Raw genomic sequence first — 21,541 nt, forward strand, 5'->3', positions numbered from 1 at the left:
ATGAAAGAAAAAATGCTAGCAATGATGGTAAAAAACAAAAATGTAAAAAAATAATGTTTGAAATGCTTTATACCAGATATTTCATTCATAAATAGTTTACCCGTTTTAAAACTAGAAATACGCAAATGTATAACTTACAAGAGCGAACTTCTATCGTTAATATAGTCAATAGCGTTCGATTATGTCTATTTCAGTCCTTAACCTTTTGAATTAATGATTATATAACCAGTCTAAATGTTTCGTATCATAACTAAGACAGTATATATACTAAAATATGATTATCAAAGTAAAAGAGATTAAAAACTCAAATGTTTTTAATCTCTAGTCTAATTTATTGATAGCTAATATATTTGTCTTTGCAAAAAATTAGCATTGTTTAATATAAAATTTCGCTTATGTTAGGCTTATTATTAATGTGTCTAAATAGAGGCTATAGGAATCAACGTATTTTGGATTCATTTATTTTTTGTATGTAATGGGAGGTGTTAGATAATAATGGAATTGAATTTTAATCATTATTAAAGCATTAGATGAAGTCAATTCAACCAATGCTTTGTGGTCATTCTCTAAACGACTTGCATAACTTATGCTAGATATCGAGCACCAGTTTCTGCGATTTCAATCTCACCAGAATAGCCAGCATCCCTTAGTGATTTAACCGTTGCGCTGGTATCTACGTGAAGGGGTGGTAAATGTGTCAATATTACCTTCTTCACTTTGGCTTTTGATGCGGTCATCGCTATGTCTTCATTTGACATATGAGCTTTTCGCATATTGTCTCTTTGTTCTGCGTTGCTTAGCACATTTTTTGCAAAGTCACCTTCTGCCATATGAGCATCAATGACCAAGATATCGGCATTTTGAGATAGCTCTACGATATCTTCCGAGTAGGCCGTATCGCCAGTGACGACAACGGATTGGCCTTCGGCTTCAAAACGATAAGCAAAGTTCGTTATGGTGTGGATTCCTTCAACGGTCTTGACTGTTATCCCATCAAGCTCAAATGTTTCAGGTTTACTGACTTCTTTGATGGTCACATTCTTCGCTAAGCCTTCAGCGGGGAACCCGTAGTGCATACGGTAGTCAAGATCTTCTTTATAGAAGGTCATCGTCATGTCGTATAGCTGCTGAGTCTGTCGCGGACCAACGATGTTAAGCTCTCGCCGTCCCATTGGTCCATTCCAACCCCCGATAAAGAAGGTTGAAAAGTCTGAGTTATGATCGGCGTGATGGTGAGTAAATAGTAAGTTTTTCACTTTTGATGGGACAATTCCCGCTTTAAGTAAGCCATGTGTCGCACCACCTCCGCAGTCAACTAAAAAGTATTTATCTTTGAATTGCACCAGAGTAGCTGGCCATGTGCGATCTCTATTTAGAGTCTCCATCGGCGGACCCGCAATACCAATGGTGATGACCTGAAAACCTTCAGGTATCGGTTCAGCATTTGGTTTTGGCCTCTCCGGTGCTGCTTGTGTTGCTGCGACTACAGGAGAAATTCCCGTTGAGATTAGCGCGGCTGCTCCAGCCATTTTCCCTGCTGAAGTTAAAAACTCTCTGCGGGATGAATTGTTGTGTTCGTTATTATTAGACATCTTTCTGCCTTCTGTTCTATGTTTCATGCATTAAGGATTAATTTCAAGACCATCGGTTGCTTCTAATACTTGACCTTTAAAGCCTGCCTTGTCGAAGTAAGGTTGTATTGTGTCAATATTAAAAGGTGCGGGCGGTAAGTGTGTGAGTACGACGGTTTTAACTTGGGCTTCGGTAGCTGTTTTTGCCACGTCATCGATGCCCATGTGAGGCGCGACATCAAAGTTTCCTGCGTACTCGTATTTGGGTTTAGGTTTGACAATGTTCTCATCGGTGAAGGTTTGTTCATCAGCACCTTTCTGAGCGGTGGCAGTGGTAATGTTTGCATCGATGACTAGGACATCCGCTCCTTTGGCTAACTCGATTAATTTCGGATCAAAAGATGTATCACCTGAAACCACAATTGATTTACCATCAACGTCAAAACGATAACCAAGGTTATACATGGTGTGGGTTAATGCTTCGGTACGTACCTGCATACCATCAAGTTCAAAGTTGTTTCGGCCTTTGAGTTCTGTTACGTCAATGCCAGTGAACATGCCAAGTTCGGTAATACCGCCTTTATAACCACGGTATTGACGATAGGTGAGGTCATCGGCAAAAAAGTCGAGCATAAAGTTATAGTACCCACCACATCGCGGCGGCCCCATAATGGACATTTCTTTGCCGCCAGTCATCCAGCGATTGATCATTAAATCGATAAAGTCAGTGGTGTGATCTGCGTGGAGGTGAGTAAAAAGAATGGCGCTGATTTTATTGTGAGCAAATCCATGTTGATCCATGACATCATTAACACCATTACCGGTATCGAGCAGATAATATTTGTTATTGAATTGAATCATCGTGCACGATGAGGCTCGGTTTTTATCGGGAATAGGGTTACCGGTCCCCACTGTGACGACACTGAACGAATGAGTATGATTATGCAGCTTTGGTTTGGGAGGAGCGGCATTTGCTTCGTTCATTGAACCCAGAAGGCCTGCGGAAGTGGCGGAAATGGTCACTGCACCAATCGCAGCACTTTTAATAAATGTTCGGCGGTCGAGTTGGCACACATCGACATTTTTCATCGTTTATCCTCGGAGTAAAGTGAAAATATGCAATGAGAAGGCATATAAACAACTTTTATTAGTACACAAGATGAGTGGAATTTTAGTTAAACCACTTAACCTAATTACTAAGAAATAAACGAATTCCTTTTTTTATTCTGTGCTGAAAAACACATTATTATAAATAAAGGATAAGCAATTAACCTATTTTGCGCGTTTGGTTATATTAACAATCACTTTTTGTAACAGTGAGACGTAAAGTCCGATTTCTTCTTCAGTGAACCCTTCGAAAATATCCGCTTTGTGCTGGTCAATGAGGCCAAGAAGGGGAGACTTAAGTTTTTTACCGAGTGGCGTTAGAAAAATTCGATTGACTCTCATGTCGCTTTCACTCTGAACCCGAACAACGACGTTAGCTTCTTCAAGATCGTTAATAATCTTAACTAATGAAATTTTACTGAGTTTGATTAACTCCATGAGTTGCTTTTGGCTCAAGCCATCTTCATCATACAGATAAAATAGAATTCGTAACTGTTGCTTTGACAAGTTGTAGCTCGATTCTGCAAGCTTATTGGTGAGATCTTGGTGAAGATAGTTTCCTACGATATTGGTAAGAAAGGCGGGACAATTGTCGGTGTAATCTTTCAAAGGTAAATCTCTCTGTTGAAACCACTTACTTATGAACCTAGGTTATCATGTTCATTGCTAAATACGTTATAGTTAGGTGGTTAAAAGCTCTTCTCTGGAGATATATGGTTGGGAAGCAAGCGCCAAAGCTAAGAATCAATGAGAACCGAGTGATATGAAATTAGGCATAAAAAGAGTATTTTTTATGCCTAATTAGGTTAATTAGCGAATAATTACTCCGCTTTTGGTTGCCAAGACGTTAGGTGCGCTTTACGCATTTGGTCTTTTTCAGCAGCTGAGGCTTTCCAATTGTTTTTGTAAACTTTCCCTTCCCAGTCACCATAACTTGGATTTGGTAATACTATAAATTGGCTACCAAAAAGTGCCTTGTTTTTCTCAACAGCGGCATAGGACTCTTCTAAGGTTTCCACTCTAAAATCGACAGAAAAATCGTTTAAGTTATCACCCATAAACAAAGCAATATCATGATCTTTAACGACTTGTTGGCGACGAGGCTCTTTGTTGCTGGTATCGGTTTTCATTAGAAGTTGAGAGTCGTTTACTTGAGGAAATGCGAGTTCTTGCATGTTTTTAAGTGTTCCAGCACGTCCTACTTCTCTACGGTTGGTAATATAAAATACCGCGACATCTTTGCTGTCTGCATATTGAAGAAACTCAACTGCACCAGGCATTGCTTTTGCTTCGGCGGCATCCATCCATTTTGCCCACGTTTTAGAAGAGTAGCCTTCATTTCGACCAATTAACCATGCTTCATAGGCACCGTTATCAAGAACGGCTTCATCTGCATCCACAACGATAGCAACTTTCTTGTCACCAGTGTAGCTTTCAAGATAAGTGTCTAGGCGCATTTTTGCTAGGTTGAAGGCTTGATATGACAATGCTTTGTATTCGCCAGAAACTTGCATCCATAAACTGGACATTACCAATTGTTCATTTAATGCTTTCGTATCATATTCGGCCGTATCTGCCCAGCTAAAAGGTGTCGCTACACAACCCAATACTAGTGTTGTTAGCGCTAGAGAACGTAGTTTTGTCATCGGCATGTGTCACTCCTGTGTGATACCGTCATGGTTGATGGTCATTAGTTCTGACCTGAGCAAAATAATATACGCCCCGGAATTCAATAATTCGAGCAAAAAACCTATTTTTTACAACTTGTTGATATAATGATGAAATGTAATGGATTACTTTTTGGTATTTTGTAATATTCGCGTGTTTTTTGACCTACCACCATCGTGGTGTTGGTAGGTCAAATAACGAGTCTAAAACAATGAATCGTGTTAAGAATGATATGTCGCTATCCAAGTTCAGATGCTGCTTGATACGCTTTACGTTGTTGTATTTTAGCTAGATAGGCTAGGGTTGCGTTGTAACCTGCCAGAAGGTTTTGCATTGCGGCGAACTCAAGTGTTATCGCCATCATGATATCCGCGGCAGTAAATTCATCACCAGCGAAATAGGCTTGGTGAGAAAGCGTCGCTTCGATATAGTCCATATCTAGCTGTATTTCTTTATTCATGTACCGATCGATCAATTTCGGTTCTTCTCGCTGCTCGCCTGCCAGCATCATATTAGCGATCACAGGCATTGCTAGTGAACCCTCCGCAAAATGCAGCCATTGTAAATATTGATAATATGCCGGCGTACCTTGTGATGGTCGAAGTGAATTCGCATCGCTGGCTTGATCAAGTAAGTATTCAGTAATCGCTCCAGATTCACATAAGATAATGTCACCGTCGGCAATGACAGGGGCCTTACCCAGCGCATGTACCTTTTTAAGGCTTTGAGGGGCGAGTTGCGTTGTTGCATCACGTTGATGATGTACGATTTCGTACGGTAGGTTAAGCTCTTTGAGTAACCATATAACGCGCTTAGATCGTGAACGGTTTAGGTGATGAACAGTAATCATAATGATCCTTATATTGCATTGATTATATTATTTTTTTTATTATAAATACTTAAAGAGATTCAGTTAGGATTTTACGACTCACCTCGAGCGTAACTTGCTGATCTTCTCCGAGTGCTGTCATTTGATGTACTTCTAAGTTATTAACTAAGATGTCGATATCACTTTTGCTAATATTGATTTCTGATAAGCGAACGGGCATCTTCATTTGACGGAAAAAAGTTTCAGTTGCTGAAATGGCTTGTTCGATTCGTTCATCTTCGCAGCCTTCGGTGATTCCCCAGATACGTTCACCATATTGAAGTAATTTAGCGCGTTTCGCATCAGTTCGATTTCTAAGCAATGCAGGAAGTACGACGGTTAGGCTTCGAGCGTGGTCAATACCATAAGTGCCAGTAAGCTCATGGCCTATCATGTGCGTTGACCAATCTTGTGGGACGCCTGAACCAATTAAACCATTCAACGCTAGGCTTGCTGCCCACATTATATTTGATCGAACATCAAGGTCATTGCGTTGTTCTTCGCTTATGGCTTTTGGGCCTTCTTCTTTCAGCGTTAGTAGCAAACCTTCCGCAAATCTATCTTGTACTTTGGCGTTTACAGGATAAGTTAAGTATTGCTCTACTACGTGAACAAATGCGTCGGCAACACCATTACTAATCTGCCTAGGAGATAAACTCAATGTCACTGTTGGATCTAGTACGGCAAATTTAGGGCGAACTGCTTCGGCTAAAAATGGCAGTTTGTGACCATCGCGAGTGACGACTGAGCCAATATTACTTTCTGATCCAGTTGCGGGCAGCGTAAGAACTGCACCAATTGGAAGTGCGTGTTTGACAGGAAGACGCTGGGTGATGATATCCCATGGATCTTCGCCTTCATATAAAGCTGCTGCAGCGATAAATTTAGTACCATCAATGACAGAGCCACCACCAATCGCGAGAAGGTAATCGATTTTTTCTGCTTTGACGAGTTCCACAGCTTTCATCAAAGTATCGTACTTTGGATTTGGTTCAATACCTGAGAATTCTTGCCATGTGTGACTCGCCAACGCCTGCTCAACTTGTTGATAGACACCGTTTTGTTTTATTGATCCACCACCATACGTAATGAGTACACGGGCACTGGTTGGAATCTCTTTGGCAATAGACGCTATTTGTTCTGTGCCGAAATTGATTTTTGTACTGTTTTGGAAACTAAAATTAAGCATGGTAAGTACCTTGAGCATAAGTTGAATATTTGCAGTCTAATGTGTACAGCTAAATAAGACAATGCAGATAAAAATGAAAACAATGTTTAATTTATTGATACAATAACAGCGAAGATAGTATCGGTTTAGACTGAAGAGGTCGTAAGTGACGGTTATTTTTGAACAGTTGAAAAGTATGGTGGTGTTTGCTCAAGTTGTTGAGCAGGGTAGCCTAAGTGCTGCAGCGAAGCAGTTGGAGCTTTCTCGGGCGGTGATTAGCTATCACGTAAAGAAGTTAGAACAGAAGTTGGGCGTTAAATTACTTAATCGATCAACCAGAAGCCTACACCTCACAGAAGCTGGAGAACAGTATTATCAACACTGTCGAAATATCTCTCAGCAAGCAACCGCCGCACAATTACAGATGGAAAATCTGAATCAAGAACCACAAGGGACATTAAAAATATCTTGCCCGGTTAATGCAGGATTAACCTCGATTGTCCCCGCACTAAACCAATTTAAGCGACTGTACCCAAAGATAAAGCTGGATATTGTGCTCACTGATGAAGTCGTTAATATTATTCAAGACGGTTATGATCTTGCTATTCGCGGCGCGTCGTTGAAAGACTCTGGATTGCAAGCGACTAAGCTGGCAACATTACAGACTTGTTTATGCGCATCACGTGAATACTTAAATCAATATGGTCGACCACGGACACCGGACGAGTTAACGACTCACGAATGGGTAATATACACAACCGGACCGTCCACATTAACTTTAAAAAAGGGAACTAAAACGTTTAGTTTTAAAATGAAAGGAAGTGTTAGCACCAATAATTCCGCCGCTCGAACAGCGTTTATCGAAGGAGGGCATGGCGTGGGAAGAATTCCGCTTTACGATGCACTTCCAAAAATTAAAAGTGGCACACTAGAGTCATTACTGGATGATTATGAAACCGACCAGATAGATGTGTATGCGGTTTATCCCCCCGGTACTGCAAGCTCAAAGAAACTGCGTTTGTTGCTCGATTATTTGATAAATTATGTTTCAGTACAAATGTCAGAGCTTTCCGCATCGAGTACGGTTAGACATTGAGTTGAATTAGATATCTATTACGTGTGATACTTCGCACTATCTACTACACATGGAGAGTGAAATGAGCGTAGAACAAGCCTATTTTTTTAGTGTTGCTTTGATCAATTTGGTTTTTGCGCTTGCTGGAACTCGAGTAAAAGAACATAAAGGAAACTCGAACTCTATATTGTTCTTCATGGTTTCATTTTTTGCTTACTTTGTGAGTTGGTTTGTCTATATATTTGAAATGAATAAGGCACTCGAAATAGTTGGGGCTATGTCAGCCTCGATTTTTGTTTGGGGGATGGTTGCTTTCGCTTCTAAGCGATGTTTTGTCTCGTTTCCAATGTCGGTACTAGCAATATTTTTTACGCTTCAATGCTCAGCTCAAATCTATGCCATTTTACAAGCTGATTTGACTGCTTATCTTCATGTTAGCGCTGTATTTTTACCGATTGCATTCTTTACCATTTCTTATATGTTTCTTAAATTAAAAGCCGAACGACACCCTTCAGATGTATTATTGGGGTACGCATTTATTTTTATGGCGGTTGTTATTTTAGGCCGTTCAATATTATTGGAAACATCACCAGAGTTATTCGCTAAATCAAGTATATATACTCAAATTATATGGCCGGCATTTTGCGCGGTTATTGGGGTGTTTTCATTGCTAAGTTATACCGAAGAAGCCCAACTTCGCTTAAAGAAAGAATCTAATACCGACCATTTAACTGGGCTCGCGAATCGACGTATGTTTGAAATGGCGCTATCCAGTTCGTTGGCTCACTTTAAACGTACTAATCAATATGGCGCGGTAATTTATTTGGATTTAGACCGATTCAAACCAGTGAATGATGAATACGGTCACCATGTTGGCGACCTCTTGTTAAGTGAGTTGGGGAGTCGTATCCAAACATTTACTCGTGAAGATGAGTTAGCGGCTCGACTTGGTGGAGATGAATTTGCATTGTTGCTGTCATTTGGTAGTAGTAGTGAAATTAATATGAAATTACAAGCCAAGGCATTAGCTTCTCGTTTGCAAGAATTGATTAAAAAGCCGTTCGAATTTGCAGAGGGTACCATTAATATTACTGGCAGCATTGGCATTCATATTATTGATCCTGAATGTCAAAACGCTGAAAAAGTGATGACCGCGGCTGATAATGCAATGTACCAATCAAAAGACCTACAAAATGGGTACATTATTTTTTCGAACCCTGTAACTCGAGTTAAAGGTTCGATGACTGCAAGTGAAGTGTAAACGTGTTACTCGTCGATTAGAGCGGGTAGGAAATATGAGAACGCGTTTAAAAATGCCCTTAGTGATCATACATCTAGGGGCATTTTAGTCTTCGGTTTAAATCGGAGAAACCAATGTTGATGTTTAGAGAACTGATAAATCGACCCAACGGTCATCTTTACGAATAATGTCGATTATATTTTGATACTGCGACCCTTCTTTGAAGGTTTGATAGGGTTCCACCGATTTACCTTCGATATCCTTAACAAATTCAGTGGCAAGGTGGGTCCAACTGCGTTGAGTATCATCGGCGATATCTGGTAGCGATGTGGCAATTTCAGAAGGTAGATCGATTTCAGTCCAAACTTTTTTCTCATCCCACAAATACAACGGCCCACTTCCATAATGACCTTTGATATAAATCGATCCTTTGCTTCCATGGAATACAATATGGTCTTCATTGAAACGAGGAACGAGTCCACCATGCTTAAACAGAACTGAAACGGGTTGTTTTGCAGGTAAACGACTTTCCAGTTTCATCAGAACCGTATAAGACCATTCAACGTCGCACTCTTTCCATTCTAGTTTTGGATCTTCTATGTCTTTTGGAATGAAGTTACGTCGTTCCATGAAGTTGTGTACGCCATCGACGACAGGGGCTTTCGGCATATCGTTTCGAACTTCGCCCTGAACCGATAACACGTTCTCGCCAATAACAGAAGTCACGATAGAAAGAAGGTGAGTGAAGTTATTGTTTAAGCGACCACCACCATTTTCTTTGGTGTGCGACCAACCAAATGGAATATGTCTATCGAGATTGAAATGAGAAATACACTCAACTTCTGTAGGCTCACCAATGCATCCTTGAGCGACAAGTTCCTTCGCTTGCATGATATGAGGCATATAACGGAAGCTAGAAGCAAATGCCGTTTTTACTTCCTTCTGTTGAGCCAATTGATACAATTCAGTCGCTGTTTGGCCGCTTTCTGTCATCGGTTTATCGCAAAAGACATGACAACCAAAGTTGATTGCTTGAGTAATGGGTTCAACGTGAGCACCACCCGGCGTCGCAATCGAAACAATATCAGGCTTACATGTTTCTAATGCTGTTTGCCAATCGGTGCCGAAATAGGGAATATTAAGCTTTTCAGCGACACTTTTAACCACATCTGGGTTACGCCCAACGATGCCAACAACCTCTGCACCAGCGTCACGAAACGCGAGTGCGTGCCCTTGACCAGCAAAACCAGTTCCGAAAACTAATACTGTTTTTTTCATTGTTATTCCTTTCTTAAATTTGATGTTTTTATCTGGAATGTTGATACGACTGTGCGGTTACCAGTGCCAAAGAGTGCCATCTTCCAACCGACTTACCGGAAGGTAAGAACGTTTGTATGAGTATTTCGCTGCGGTTTCTTCGTCAAATTCAACACCTAAACCCGGGGCATCGCTCACCATGATCATGCCATTTTCTAGACGCATATCATGTTTAAAAATCGAACGACATTCATCATTCCCAAACCCGACAAACTCTTGAATACCAAAGTTATGCGTTGAGATGTTTAAGTGCATGTGTGCGGCAAAACAGATAGGAGACAAATCAGGAGCACCGTGTGGTGCGGTGCGAATATTGTGTACGTCAGCGTAATCGGAGATTTTTTTCACACCAGTAATCCCACCAGCATGAGTCGCGGCTACTCGGATATAGTCAATTAATTGGTTTTGCATCAGATCTTTACAATCCCAAATTGTGTTATAGGTTTCACCAATTGCTAGTGGGGTCGTCGTATGGTGACGGATTAATTTATAGTTTTCTTGGTTCTCGGCAATAGAGGCATCCTCTAAAAAGAGTAGATTGTATTCTTCGAGCATCTTGCCAAGCTTTGCTGATTCAATTGGAGTCAAACGACTATGAACATCGTGAAGAAACTCAACTTGATCTCCAAAACGCTCTCGGGCTTGTTTAAATAACTCCGGCACTAATTTGAAGTACTTCGGCGTCGACCAATCTTGTTCTGGTGGAAGTGGGCGGTTTCCCTGAAGCTCAAAGTAGTCTTTTTTGTCACCTAGCACGCCGTAGGTTTCAGATAAACCGGGGATAGCGGTCTGAAGTCTAACGGCCTTAAAACCTTGGTCGATTGACTCTTGCACTTTATCTAATGTGTCTTCAATATTCTCACCATTCGCATGAGCATATAGGCTGACACCGGTTCGGCATTTTCCACCTAAAAGTTGATAAACTGGTAACCCTGTCACTTTTCCCTTAATATCCCATAATGCCATATCAATCGCCGCAATCGCAGCCATAGTGATTGGGCCTCGACGCCAATAGACACCTTTATATAAATATTGCCATATGTCTTCAATATTATGGGCATCTCGTCCAATAAGACACGGGGTAACATGTTCTTCAAGGTAAGTTACAACGGCGAGTTCGCGTCCATTTACCGTGGCATCGCCTAAACCATAAATTCCGTTTTCGGTCGTCACTTTTACGGTAACAAAGTTTCTACCGGGGTTGGTGACAAATACCTGGATGTCAGTGATTTTCATTGTTTACTCCAGTGAAATATACGATGTTTACCAAGCCAGTAAAACGGTTTAGTAAATCGATTTACTTGTTTAGGTTAAACGATCAAGATAGAATGTCAAATCCACTAATTGATCGGTTTAACAAAAATAATATTTAGATGACTAAAATCAAAATTGTCGATGTAGCAACTCTTGCTGGTGTATCTAAAAGTACCGTATCTCAGTACCTAAATGGCCGATTTGGGCATATGTCTTCGGCTACGAAAGAGCGCATTCGTTGTGCAGTGGAAGAGTTGAATTACGTGCCAAATCCAATTGCACGTAGCTTAAAAAGTGATAAGACCAAAACCGTTGGCGTGATTGTTCGTGATATTACAGGGTTTAATACTAGCCGAGTTTTGCGAGGGATCGATGATTGCTGTAAGAAGGCAGGGTATAACGTATTAATCTACAACACGGATTTTGATGCAGATGTAGAGCGCCGTTCTCTCGAAACCTTAAAACAGATGTGTATTGATGGCATTATTATTACGTCGTCAGGGAAAAATGCCGATGTTATTAATCAATATCATCATTCAGGTTATCCGGTGGTGCAGTTTCAATTAGAGTACAACGACTGTCCAACCAATATGGTGTTGTCCGATTACCGCACGGCGGCGAAAAAGGCGACGGAGTATTTGATTTCGCTTGGACACAAACGAATCGGCTTTATGACACAGCACTTTGGAGGCAGTCGCTCGCGTAAAGAGCGTTATCAAGGGTATCTTGATGCATTGAGTGTTAACAATATTTCTTATGATGACGAGTTGATTCAGTATTGGGATCGTGACCAAGGGTTTGAGTCTTCGCCTGTAGAACTTTTAGATAGCGATAATTCTCCGACCGCTTTTTTTACCCAACACTTAGCCATTACAACAGACTTACTGAAGCTGTGTAATCAGCATCGTATTGACGTACCTCAGCGTGTTTCTATTGTTGGGTTTGACGATATTCCCATGGTAGATATGTTTAAAGTTCCTATAACCGTGATTCAGCAAGATTCTTATCGTATTGGGTACGAGTCGGCAAACATGCTATTAAAGGAGTTGGCGGACAAGGCTAAGACGGAAGCGGTCAAAAAAGTTATTGTGCCATGTGAATTGGTGATTCGAGATTCCTGCAACTCACCGCTTGAGAAGATGTAACTTGTAAGTAGTGAAGCAAACGCCCTAGCAATAATCAAATATGTAGTCGGGCGCAAAATGAATTGAATCAATCGATTAGATAGGCGTATACCCATTGAGCATGACGTCATAAACTGGCCGTAAGAAGGTCTCTTCCATGGTCCACGCTAATGCACTTTCTGATAATGGATCAACAACTTGGAACGGTAGCGCAGTAACAGGTTCAAGTGAATAGTTGAACTCCCATAACATCGCATGACCGACATCAAGAATCATTGGGCAAGAAGTATAGCCATCCCATTTCGCCACTGGCTCTTTACCTTCAATAATCGAACGGAGGTTGCTGGTAATTACCGGAAGTTGGGATTTCACAGATGCGGCCGTTTTACCTATCGGTGTGCCAACACAATCTCCCAAGCCAAATACATTATTGTAGCGTCTATGTTGCATAGTGTATTTGTCTACTTCTAAATAGCCTTTGTACTTCTCTTTGTCTGCTAAGCTTGATTCGCTGATAACCTTTGGTGGGGTCATTGGAGGAACTACGTGAATAAAATCCCAACCAACGGTGTTACTGCTTCCATCTGACAATGTGAACGTTGCTTCATTTCTAGCGATATCAATCGAACTTAAGGTTTGCTCATAATTTGGCGTAATATTGCGACGTTGCCAGACATCTTTTAATTTTTGGTCGAATGATTTTACCGCGAATAGCTTCTCTTCCGATGTATAGTAATCGAATGTAACGTCACCTCGTCGTCCGGATTCTCTAGCGAAATACTCAACTAAGTTTGTTGCTTTCATCGGTGCACCCGCACATTTCATCGCGCCTTGCGGTCGAGTAAATACTGCCCGTTTTTCGCCGGGCTGGCTAAGAAATTGGTGCGCCTGTTGATAGCTTGCCATACCCGCTTCAGGGCTGTGATAGATACTCGTAACACCTTGTTTGCCAATTAGATTTGTATCCATACCTTCTATCATGTCATAGCGCAATTCGATTCCTGTCGACACGATTAGGTAATCGTAATGCAGACGCTCACCTTTACTAGTTATCACCGTATTCGTATCGGGTAAAAACTCTTCGACAGTCGCTTTTTTATGGATGATGTTAGCATCAAGGTATTTTTCGATAGGGCTGATAACATCGGAGCGTTGTTGGTATGAGCCAGCAAGCAGAAGAGTTTGACCAGGCTGGTACCAATGGAAATCTCTAGGCTCAACGATGGTAATTTTTGCCCCGTCGAGATGACGCATTAGCATGTTCGCCAGTCCAATACCACCAGCCCCACCACCGGTAATGACAATATTTGCTTTGGTCGGTATTTTACTTATATGTGAATAACCAATTCCGGATGCGCCCAATGCTCCTATACCAAGACCTGCTTTTAGTATGGTTCTTCTCGAAATAGCCATCTTTGACTTCCTATATTGAATGCCTTCTCGCTGACTTGCTCTATTGAAGGTTTTTTAGCTGTATATCATTATATGCTAAATATAGACCCTATTTTGGTAGATGCACTTTATTTATTTGCTTATGCCAATAAATTTGTTGATAACTGTGTGGAATTTAACGATTTTACGATTTAACATGTGCAACTTGAAGTATAAACACATCAATGTGGTGAAATTATTGTTGATGATCATTTCAATAGGTTATGAAGAAATCTAAGATTGTTATGGAGAGAAAATCGATAAGTGCGTGATTGAATATATATGTAATGAGTTACAGATCTCATTTTAACTTGTTGGCAAATGCTAAATGGTTTTATTTATTATGCTATTATAATACAATACTATTAGATGTGAGAGCTAAGAGTATCGCTTTTACTTCTTAGTAGAGGCTAACTAACCAAAAGAGAGTAAGAAAATGAGTAATAAAGTTGCATTTATTTCTGGTGCTACTGGTGGAATTGGCTTCCAAGTCGCTAAGCGCCTTGGCCAAGACGGTTACACAGTCGTATTAAACGGAATTGAAGATGAAAAAGGCGCAGAGCGTATTGCTGAGCTTAGTGCTGAAGGAATTGAAGCGGAATACTACGGTTTCGATGTAACTGACGATAAAGCTGTGACCGAAAACATTAATGCTATCGGCGAAAAATACGGAAAAATTGATGTTGTGGTAAACAACGCTGGTGGTCTTGGTGGTCGTAGCCCAATGGAAGAGATGACGACTGAGTTCTACCGTTTTGTCATGGCGCTAAATTTAGACAGCGCATTCTTCGTATCACGTGCTGCAATTCCATTCTTGAAAAAAGCGGAAGGTGGCTCAATCGTTAACTTTACGTCTAACGCAGGTTGGAATGCGGGTGGCCCTGGCGCTGGTATTTACGGTGTTTCTAAAGGTGCAGTCCATACTCTAACTCGCGCTTTAGCAAAAGAGTTGGCACCAGCTGGTATTCGCGTAAATGCAGTTTCTCCTGGTACAATCGATACGCCTTTCCACGCTCAAATTAAAGCGACTAAACCAGAAGTCTTTGCTTCTTGGAAAGACAGCATTATGTTAGGTCGTCTTGGCGAGCCAGAAGAGGTCGCTTCTGTTATCTCATTCCTAGTAAGTAAAGATGCTTCATTCATCACTGCTGAAACACTTCAAATTGGTGGTGGTCAAGCATTGGGTATCTAATCCCTTTAGTTTGAACTGAATTAACAATTTTTTGCAAAACAAAGCCACTTAGTTCGCATATTTCCCCCAAATAGAGCTAGGTGGTTTTTTTATGTGCGGTGCATAAGATTCTCATACTGCATGAGAAAAGTGTTTTCAGTTTAACAAAAAAGCCCCAACACGAATGTCGGGGCTATTAAGCTGGAGAGCGTAGAATGAAAATTAGCTTACTTTCGCAACTGCATCTTTGATCAATACGCCAAGCTCTTCCCACTGTTCATTATCAATAAGATTGGTTGGTACCATCCAAGTACCACCACAAGCTAAGACAGCAGGGATAGAAAGGTAGTTGTCGATGTTTGAAAGACTTACACCACCAGTAGGCATAAATTTCACTGGATAAACAGCGGTAAGAGCTTTCAACATACCTACGCCACCTGATGGTTCCGCAGGGAAGAATTTAACGGTTTTAAGACCAAGTTCCATTGCTTGTTCAACAAGGCTAGGGTTATTTACGCCAGGTACAATTGGCATATCTTTTTGCTGACAGTATTTAACCGTTGTTGGATTAAGCCCAGGGCTCACAATGAAATCAACGCCAGCGTCGATAGCTTGATCAACTTGCTCAGGCGTTAAAACAGTACCCGCGCCGATTAGCATATCTGGGTATGCTTCACGCATAATTTTAATTGCACCTACTGCAGCTTCAGTACGAAAAGTTACTTCAGCACACGGCATGCCATTGTCCATCAGCGCTTTTGCTAGTGGAAGAGCATGCTCAAGTTTGTTGAGAGCAATTACTGGGATTACCTTTAAGTCAGCAAGTTGTTGATCTAGTGTTGACATATTTAGTCCTTAAAAAATTATAATCCGATGTCTGGCATCGCTTCAGTTGGAATAATTGCACCTTGATATTGAATCACTGTGCCTGCGACTATGTGTCCCGATAATGCAGAATCTTTCGCACTGTATCCGTTTAAGCGGCGAGCTAAATAGCCCGCGCTAAATGAATCACCAGCTGCTGTTGTATCGACTACATTTTCAACTGCTTTAGTCGGGACGTATTGAATATTGTCGGCTTCAATAATTACACATTCTTTACTGCCACGTTTGATGGCAATTTCTTGCACACCTTGTCCTTGAGTGCGTTCAATACATTGTTCGATATTGTCGTCACCGTAAAGATCTTGCTCATCGTCAAACGTGAGTAGTGCAATATCGGTCAAGGATAACGCCTGCAAGTAAGTTTTCTGAGCTTCTTCAAGTGAAGTCCATAACTTAGGGCGGTAATTATTATCAAAAATAACTTTGCCACCGTTAGCTTTAATTTTTTCTAATACGGAAAACAGTTGCTTTCGGCCATTTTCAGTAAGAATAGCAAGGGTAATACCGCTTAGGTATACAGCATCAAAGCCTGATAATGTTTCGATTAATTTTGTACTTTCATCTTGATCAAACAGATATTTCGCAGCGGCGTCGTTTCTCCAATAATAGAAACAGCGCTCTCCGGTGTCATCGGTTTCAATGTAGTACATTCCTGGTTGCTTGTTATCTAAGCGTAAAATATGTTGGGTGTTAATGCCTTCTTTTGACCATGCATCGAGCATGTTTTGACTAAAACCATCTTGACCAAGAGCGGTGATGTAATTGGTCTTGATTGCGGTGTTTTGTGTTAGTCGGGAAAGATACAATGCAGTATTGAGAGTATCACCACCGAAGCGCTGGGTTAGAAAGTCGCCAGATTGTTGAAGCTCAATCATGCATTCGCCAATCACTGCAATGTTAAATGTCGTCATTTGATCACCTAATTGATAGGGCATAGTTTTAAAAAATATAGGGACAGTGATGAACATATCTTACTCAATCACAGTCGCTCCATGCGATAACCCTGATTCTATCACAATAATAACTGAAAATTCATTTTGTAATACAATAGTTCCAATTGTTCGTGATGTAAGTCAAAAATAATCTTACTCAAAGTGATTAAAAATGGAGCGTCTACTGCGAATTTTGTCATGGTTCAGTGCGTTTGATTGCTTTATTGAACAATCTTTTATGTGATTTAGTTCTGCGTTTGGTCATAAGAAGGATGAAACTCAAGCCATATTGTATTACTTTATACTCAGTTGAAATTTGTTTTGTCGCTGAGGTTTGTTAGATGAAGAATGAAATATCCGCTATTTTACTGAATGGAGCAGAGATCGCTCAACTGCAAAAAGAAGTAGGGCGTGACAGCTTAATGGGTAAAACCATTGCGGCTATTAAGAAAGATGTTGATGCGTTTATGGCTTTAGAGTACGACGTACCTGGTCATGGTGAAGCGGGAGGCTATGAGCATAACCGTCATAAGCAAAATTATAATTATATGAATCTTGCTGGTCGGATGTACTTGGTGACGAACGATAAAAAATATGCTCGTTTTGTCGCAGAATTATTAGCCATGTATGCTGATAAATATCTTCAGTTCGATTTTCATGTTCAAAAAAACACCAACCCGACAGGGCGTCTATTTCACCAAATTTTAAATGAACATATGTGGTTGTTATACGCAAGCTTGGCGTATTCATGTGTAGAATCATTTATGTCAGTGACCGAACGTGAACACGTGGTCAATAACCTTTTCCAACCAATGTTGGATATGTTTACTGAAAAATATGGTCATGACTTTGATCGTATTCATAATCACGGGATCTGGGCAGTTGCCGCAGTTGGTGTGTGTGGTTTAGCTATTGGAAAGCGTGAATATTTAGAAATGTCAGTATTCGGTCTAGATAATTACCGTGCTGGCAAAAAAGAAATGGGTGTAGGTGGTTTCTTAGCACAAATTTCAAAACTGTTTGCTCCATCTGGCTATTATATTGAAGGTCCTTACTACCACCGTTTTGCTATTCGACCATTGTGTGTGTTTGCCGAAGTTTTGCATCGTCACATGCCTGAGTTAGATATCTACAACTTTAAAGATAAAGTCATTGGCAATACCGTCCAAGCATTATTGGCTACCGCCTATCCAAATGGAGAATTTCCTGCGTTAAACGACGCTTCTCACACTATGGGTATCACCGATATGGGTGTTCAGGTAGCAGTAAGCTTATACAGCAAACATTACGGTCTTGATGACAATCTTCTTGGGATGGCTAAGATTCAAAATCGTGTTTGGATGCACGCTTGTGGATTGGAACTGTCTAGCGCATTGGAACAAGCCGAAAACGATCGTGGTGAAGCGATCGGTATGCCATTTTGGCCAAGCGTTGAGCTAAATGAAGGCCCAGAAGGTGATAAAGGCGCTCAAGGCTTTGTCCGCATGCAAGACGACAGCAAAGATGTTTTCCAATTAGTGATGAATTACGGTCAGCATGGTATGGGACACGGTCACTTTGACACCCTAGGTATTAGCTATTTTAACCGTGGACAAGAAGTATTACGTGAATACGGATTCGGTCGCTGGGTGAACGTTGAACCTAAATTTGGTGGCCGCTATTTAGATGAAAACAAATCCTATGCTCGCCAGACCATTGCTCACAATGCGATAACCGTTGATGAAACCTGTCAAAATTACTTTAGTGTTGAGCGTGCCGATAGTGTTCATGGAATCCCACATTTCTTTGAAGTGAAGGATGCTACGGTTAATGGAATGAGTGCTTTTGCAAATGGTCATTATGATGACTTAGGCATGCAACGCAGTGTCTTTATGCTCAAGCTAGCCGAACTAGAAGCACCATTACTGCTTGATCTCTATCGTTTAAATGTCGAAGACGATAACGAGCACCAATTTGATTATTCACATCAGTTCGATGGTCAAGTGATTCGCACAAATTTTGAATATAGTGCGCATCAGGAACTAGACACATTAGGTGATGACTACGGCTACGAACACCTTTGGAATGAAGCGAGCGGCAAAGTATCGGGTTCTGCATTGGTGAGTTGGTTACAAAACAACAGTTACTACACGTGGCTTGGTACAAACTCAAATACAGAGAGTGAACTTTTCTTCACTCGTACTGGGGCGAACGATCCTAGCTTTAACTTACGCAGTCAAACGTCGTTTATTTTACGAGCTAAAGGCCAATCTACTTTGTTTGCTTCTGCACTTGAGACTCACGGTTATTTCAATGAAGAGTTTGAGCAATCTGTGAATGCGCGTGGCAAAGTTCAAGATATTCGTGTTATTGCTCACTCTGAGGCGGGTTCAGTAGTAGAGATAGAGACTCTAGATTCGACAGTGACGTTCATGGTGAGTAACCAGGAAGGTGTCGTCGAAAGTACGAATCACCTAGTAAAAGCAAACGGCAAAGATTATCAGTGGACAGGCGTATATTCGCTAGACGTTCAGGCAAAATAAGTTAAGGCTATCAGGAGAAATAAATAATGAGTTACCAACCACTGTTAATGAACTTTGATGAAGCCGCTGAGCTGGCCAAGGAATTGGGAAAAGATAGCCTACTTGGTAAAGCACTCGCGCGTGATATTTTGGCTACCGATTCATACATGACTCAAGTCGGTATTGAAGTACCTGGGCACGGCGAAGGTGGTGGTTATGAACACAACCGCCATAAGCAAAACTATATTCATATGGATCTCGCAGGACGTTTGTTCTTGGTGACTGGTGAGCAGAAGTATCGTGATTATATCGTTGATATGTTGACGGCATACGCAACCGTTTATCCAACGCTTGAAAGCAATGTGAGTCGTGATACTAACCCTCCAGGAAAACTCTTTCACCAAACACTGAACGAGAACATGTGGATGTTGTACTCTTCGTGTGCGTATAGTTGTATTTACCATACGCTTGAGGAATCCCAAAAACGCCAGATTGAAGATGATCTCTTCAAACATATGATCGAAATGTTTGTCGTTACGTATGGTCACGATTTTGACATCGTTCATAACCATGGACTTTGGGCTGTTGCTGCAGTAGGTATCTGTGGTTACGCTATCAACGACCAAGAGTCGGTAGATAAAGCATTATATGGGCTGAAAATGGATAAAGTGAGCGGTGGCTTCCTTGCGCAGCTCGATCAGTTATTCTCGCCTGACGGTTACTATATGGAAGGTCCGTATTATCACCGTTTTTCGTTACGCCCGATCTACCTGTTTGCAGAATCCATTGAGCGTCGTCAGCCAGAGCTTAAGATTTATGAATTTAACGATTCAGTGATCAAGACAACTTCTTACGCTGTGTTCAAAACTGCTTTCCCAGACGGCACCTTGCCAGCGTTGAATGATTCATCGAAAACCATCAGCATTAATGATGAAGGTGTCATCATGGCAACGTCGGTGTGTTATCACCGTTATGAACAGTCTGAAACTTTATTAGGTATGGCTAATCACCAACAGAATGTATGGGTGCATACTGCAGGCTTAACTTTGTCTAAAGCCGTCGAAGAAGCAGATGAAATTAAGCCATTTAGTTGGGGCAGTCTGTTCATGACAGACGGTCCACAAGGTGAAAAGGGTGGGGTGAGTATTCTGCGTCACCGTGATGCAAAAGATGATGACACGATGGCATTGATTTGGTTTGGTCAGCATGGATCGGATCATCAATATCACTCTGCTTTGGATCATGGTCATTATGACGGTCTACATCTTAGTGTATTTAACCGTGGTCACGAAGTGCTGCATGATTATGGATATGGTCGTTGGGTTAACGTTGAGCCAAAATTTGGTGGCCGTTATATTCCTGAAAACAAGTCCTACTGTAAGCAGACCGTTGCCCACAACACTGTGGTGGTTGATCAGAAAACTCAGAACAATTTCAATACTGCATTGGCAGAGTCGAAATTTGGTCAGAAACATTTCTTCTTGACCGATGACCCATCGCTTCAGGCGATGAGTGGTACGGTTTCGGAATACTACGATGGCATCGATATGCAACGAAGTGTTTTATTGGTTGAATTAGCTGAGTTTGAAAAACCGTTGGTTATAGATGTCTATCGAATTACCGCAGATGCTGAACATCAATACGATTTGCCTTATCACTATAAAGGGCAAATTATTCGTACCGACTTTGATTATAAAGTGGAAAGTAAGCTACGCCCACTCGGTGAGGGTAACGGTTACCAACATCTGTGGAATTTGGGTTCCGCCACGGTTGAGAATAGCTCTCTCGTGACATGGCTTCATGATTCCAGCTATTACACATTGGTATCAAGTGTACCTGCTAACTCATCTGGCGAAGTTATTTTTACTCGTACTGGCGCAAACGATCCTGATTTTAATCTACGAAGTGAACCTGCTCTGATATTGCGTCAGAATGCGAAAGATCATGTGTTCGCATCGGTATTGGAAACTCATGGTTACTTTAATGAATCTATTGAAGCTTCGCTTGATGCTCGTGGGTTGGTAACAAGTGTTAGTGTTATCGGCCACAATAACGTTGGTAGTGTGGTTGAAATATCATTAATATCGGGTAAAAAATATGTATTTGGTATTTCGAATCAGAATAACCCAGTAGGTGAACATTGTGTTGAATTTGACGGTGTTAAATACCAATGGATAGGCGCAACGGCACAGTTATAATTTAACTAGCAATTGTTTGTAAATTGATTTC

At 41.1% G+C, this 21,541-nt stretch carries 17 protein-coding genes; 6 read left to right on the plus strand and 11 right to left on the minus strand.

The genetic code is table 11. The features are described 5' to 3' along the window. Positions 1-584: 584 nt before the first annotated feature. The 6 genes from ACWU4D_RS05445 to ACWU4D_RS05470 all read right to left on the minus strand — a co-directional run bounded on the left by ACWU4D_RS05445 (position 585) and on the right by ACWU4D_RS05470 (position 6,403). Positions 585-1,592 (minus strand): MBL fold metallo-hydrolase, encoded by a 1,008-nt coding sequence (locus tag ACWU4D_RS05445; RefSeq protein ID WP_456050381.1) that lies wholly within the window; start codon positions 1,590-1,592, stop codon positions 585-587. Positions 1,593-1,622: 30 nt separating this feature from the next. Continuing rightward, complete coding sequence (locus tag ACWU4D_RS05450; RefSeq protein ID WP_456050382.1) at positions 1,623-2,660, minus strand: MBL fold metallo-hydrolase; 1,038 nt, start codon at positions 2,658-2,660, stop codon at positions 1,623-1,625. 183 nt (positions 2,661-2,843) lie between these two features. Beyond that, a complete protein-coding gene (locus ACWU4D_RS05455; RefSeq protein ID WP_456050383.1) occupies positions 2,844-3,287 on the minus strand; it encodes a MarR family winged helix-turn-helix transcriptional regulator in 444 nt (147 codons plus the stop codon). Positions 3,288-3,499: 212 nt separating this feature from the next. Then, entirely contained in the window at positions 3,500-4,330 is an 831-nt protein-coding gene (locus ACWU4D_RS05460; RefSeq protein WP_456050384.1) for a 5'-nucleotidase, lipoprotein e(P4) family, read from the minus strand. Positions 4,331-4,584: 254 nt separating this feature from the next. Then, positions 4,585-5,196 carry a glutathione S-transferase family protein gene (locus ACWU4D_RS05465; RefSeq protein ID WP_456050385.1) on the minus strand — a complete coding sequence of 204 codons (612 nt, stop codon included), beginning with the start codon at positions 5,194-5,196 and terminating at the stop codon, positions 4,585-4,587. A gap of 49 nt (positions 5,197-5,245) precedes the next feature. Continuing rightward, positions 5,246-6,403 (minus strand): iron-containing alcohol dehydrogenase, encoded by a 1,158-nt coding sequence (locus ACWU4D_RS05470; RefSeq protein WP_456050386.1) that lies wholly within the window; start codon positions 6,401-6,403, stop codon positions 5,246-5,248. A gap of 145 nt (positions 6,404-6,548) precedes the next feature. On the opposite strand from ACWU4D_RS05470, the gene ACWU4D_RS05475 reads away from it, so the two are divergent. Together ACWU4D_RS05475 and ACWU4D_RS05480 are read left to right on the plus strand one after the other, a co-directional pair. Beyond that, on the plus strand, positions 6,549-7,478 hold the full coding sequence (locus ACWU4D_RS05475) for a LysR family transcriptional regulator (RefSeq protein ID WP_456050387.1): 930 nt from the start codon (positions 6,549-6,551) through the stop codon (positions 7,476-7,478). A gap of 61 nt (positions 7,479-7,539) precedes the next feature. Continuing rightward, positions 7,540-8,718 (plus strand): GGDEF domain-containing protein, encoded by a 1,179-nt coding sequence (locus ACWU4D_RS05480; RefSeq protein ID WP_456050388.1) that lies wholly within the window; start codon positions 7,540-7,542, stop codon positions 8,716-8,718. Positions 8,719-8,841: 123 nt separating this feature from the next. On the opposite strand, the gene ACWU4D_RS05485 is transcribed toward ACWU4D_RS05480, so the two are convergent. Both ACWU4D_RS05485 and manD read right to left on the minus strand, forming a co-directional pair. Then, positions 8,842-9,975: a Gfo/Idh/MocA family protein gene (locus tag ACWU4D_RS05485; protein ID WP_456050389.1), complete on the minus strand. Its 1,134-nt coding sequence runs from the start codon at positions 9,973-9,975 to the stop codon at positions 8,842-8,844. 57 nt (positions 9,976-10,032) lie between these two features. Next, positions 10,033-11,250: a D-mannonate dehydratase ManD gene (gene manD / locus ACWU4D_RS05490; protein WP_456050390.1), complete on the minus strand. Its 1,218-nt coding sequence runs from the start codon at positions 11,248-11,250 to the stop codon at positions 10,033-10,035. 137 nt (positions 11,251-11,387) lie between these two features. On the opposite strand from manD, the gene ACWU4D_RS05495 reads away from it, so the two are divergent. Beyond that, on the plus strand, positions 11,388-12,413 hold the full coding sequence (locus ACWU4D_RS05495; RefSeq protein ID WP_456050391.1) for a LacI family DNA-binding transcriptional regulator: 1,026 nt from the start codon (positions 11,388-11,390) through the stop codon (positions 12,411-12,413). Between the two features lie 75 nt (positions 12,414-12,488). Here ACWU4D_RS05495 and ACWU4D_RS05500 read toward each other — a convergent pair whose 3' ends face one another. After that, positions 12,489-13,805 carry an NAD(P)/FAD-dependent oxidoreductase gene (locus ACWU4D_RS05500; protein ID WP_456050392.1) on the minus strand — a complete coding sequence of 439 codons (1,317 nt, stop codon included), beginning with the start codon at positions 13,803-13,805 and terminating at the stop codon, positions 12,489-12,491. Between the two features lie 454 nt (positions 13,806-14,259). On the opposite strand from ACWU4D_RS05500, the gene ACWU4D_RS05505 reads away from it, so the two are divergent. Beyond that, on the plus strand, positions 14,260-15,015 hold the full coding sequence (locus ACWU4D_RS05505; protein WP_456050393.1) for an SDR family NAD(P)-dependent oxidoreductase: 756 nt from the start codon (positions 14,260-14,262) through the stop codon (positions 15,013-15,015). Positions 15,016-15,216: 201 nt separating this feature from the next. Here ACWU4D_RS05505 and ACWU4D_RS05510 read toward each other — a convergent pair whose 3' ends face one another. Both ACWU4D_RS05510 and kdgK read right to left on the minus strand, forming a co-directional pair. Next, positions 15,217-15,840, minus strand: a complete 624-nt coding sequence (locus ACWU4D_RS05510) for a bifunctional 4-hydroxy-2-oxoglutarate aldolase/2-dehydro-3-deoxy-phosphogluconate aldolase (protein WP_456050394.1) — start codon at positions 15,838-15,840, stop codon at positions 15,217-15,219. Positions 15,841-15,857: 17 nt separating this feature from the next. Continuing rightward, positions 15,858-16,790: a 2-dehydro-3-deoxygluconokinase gene (gene kdgK, locus ACWU4D_RS05515; RefSeq protein ID WP_456050395.1), complete on the minus strand. Its 933-nt coding sequence runs from the start codon at positions 16,788-16,790 to the stop codon at positions 15,858-15,860. A 362-nt stretch (positions 16,791-17,152) separates the two neighbouring features. On the opposite strand from kdgK, the gene ACWU4D_RS05520 reads away from it, so the two are divergent. Next, a complete protein-coding gene (locus tag ACWU4D_RS05520; RefSeq protein ID WP_456050396.1) occupies positions 17,153-19,333 on the plus strand; it encodes a heparinase II/III domain-containing protein in 2,181 nt (726 codons plus the stop codon). A gap of 26 nt (positions 19,334-19,359) precedes the next feature. Then, positions 19,360-21,510, plus strand: coding sequence for a heparinase II/III domain-containing protein (locus tag ACWU4D_RS05525; protein WP_456050397.1), 2,151 nt, complete (start codon positions 19,360-19,362; stop codon positions 21,508-21,510). Positions 21,511-21,541: the final 31 nt, after the last annotated feature.

It is taken from the genome of Vibrio phycocola (genome assembly GCF_053850235.1).

Bases quoted from the DNA above. Each gene is read 5' to 3' on its own strand.
- ACWU4D_RS05470 (WP_456050386.1), bottom strand. From the start codon at position 6,403: ATGCTTAATTTTAGTTTCCAAAACAGTACAAAAATCAATTTCGGCACA.
- kdgK (WP_456050395.1), bottom strand. From the start codon at position 16,790: ATGACGACATTTAACATTGCAGTGATTGGCGAATGCATGATTGAGCTT.
- ACWU4D_RS05510 (WP_456050394.1), bottom strand. From the start codon at position 15,840: ATGTCAACACTAGATCAACAACTTGCTGACTTAAAGGTAATCCCAGTA.
- manD (WP_456050390.1), bottom strand. From the start codon at position 11,250: ATGAAAATCACTGACATCCAGGTATTTGTCACCAACCCCGGTAGAAAC.
- ACWU4D_RS05485 (WP_456050389.1), bottom strand. From the start codon at position 9,975: ATGAAAAAAACAGTATTAGTTTTCGGAACTGGTTTTGCTGGTCAAGGG.
- ACWU4D_RS05450 (WP_456050382.1), bottom strand. From the start codon at position 2,660: ATGAAAAATGTCGATGTGTGCCAACTCGACCGCCGAACATTTATTAAA.
- ACWU4D_RS05445 (WP_456050381.1), bottom strand. From the start codon at position 1,592: ATGTCTAATAATAACGAACACAACAATTCATCCCGCAGAGAGTTTTTA.
- ACWU4D_RS05495 (WP_456050391.1), top strand. From the start codon at position 11,388: ATGACTAAAATCAAAATTGTCGATGTAGCAACTCTTGCTGGTGTATCT.
- ACWU4D_RS05500 (WP_456050392.1), bottom strand. From the start codon at position 13,805: ATGGCTATTTCGAGAAGAACCATACTAAAAGCAGGTCTTGGTATAGGA.
- ACWU4D_RS05480 (WP_456050388.1), top strand. From the start codon at position 7,540: ATGAGCGTAGAACAAGCCTATTTTTTTAGTGTTGCTTTGATCAATTTG.
- ACWU4D_RS05460 (WP_456050384.1), bottom strand. From the start codon at position 4,330: ATGCCGATGACAAAACTACGTTCTCTAGCGCTAACAACACTAGTATTG.
- ACWU4D_RS05525 (WP_456050397.1), top strand. From the start codon at position 19,360: ATGAGTTACCAACCACTGTTAATGAACTTTGATGAAGCCGCTGAGCTG.
- ACWU4D_RS05520 (WP_456050396.1), top strand. From the start codon at position 17,153: ATGAAGAATGAAATATCCGCTATTTTACTGAATGGAGCAGAGATCGCT.
- ACWU4D_RS05465 (WP_456050385.1), bottom strand. From the start codon at position 5,196: ATGATTACTGTTCATCACCTAAACCGTTCACGATCTAAGCGCGTTATA.
- ACWU4D_RS05505 (WP_456050393.1), top strand. From the start codon at position 14,260: ATGAGTAATAAAGTTGCATTTATTTCTGGTGCTACTGGTGGAATTGGC.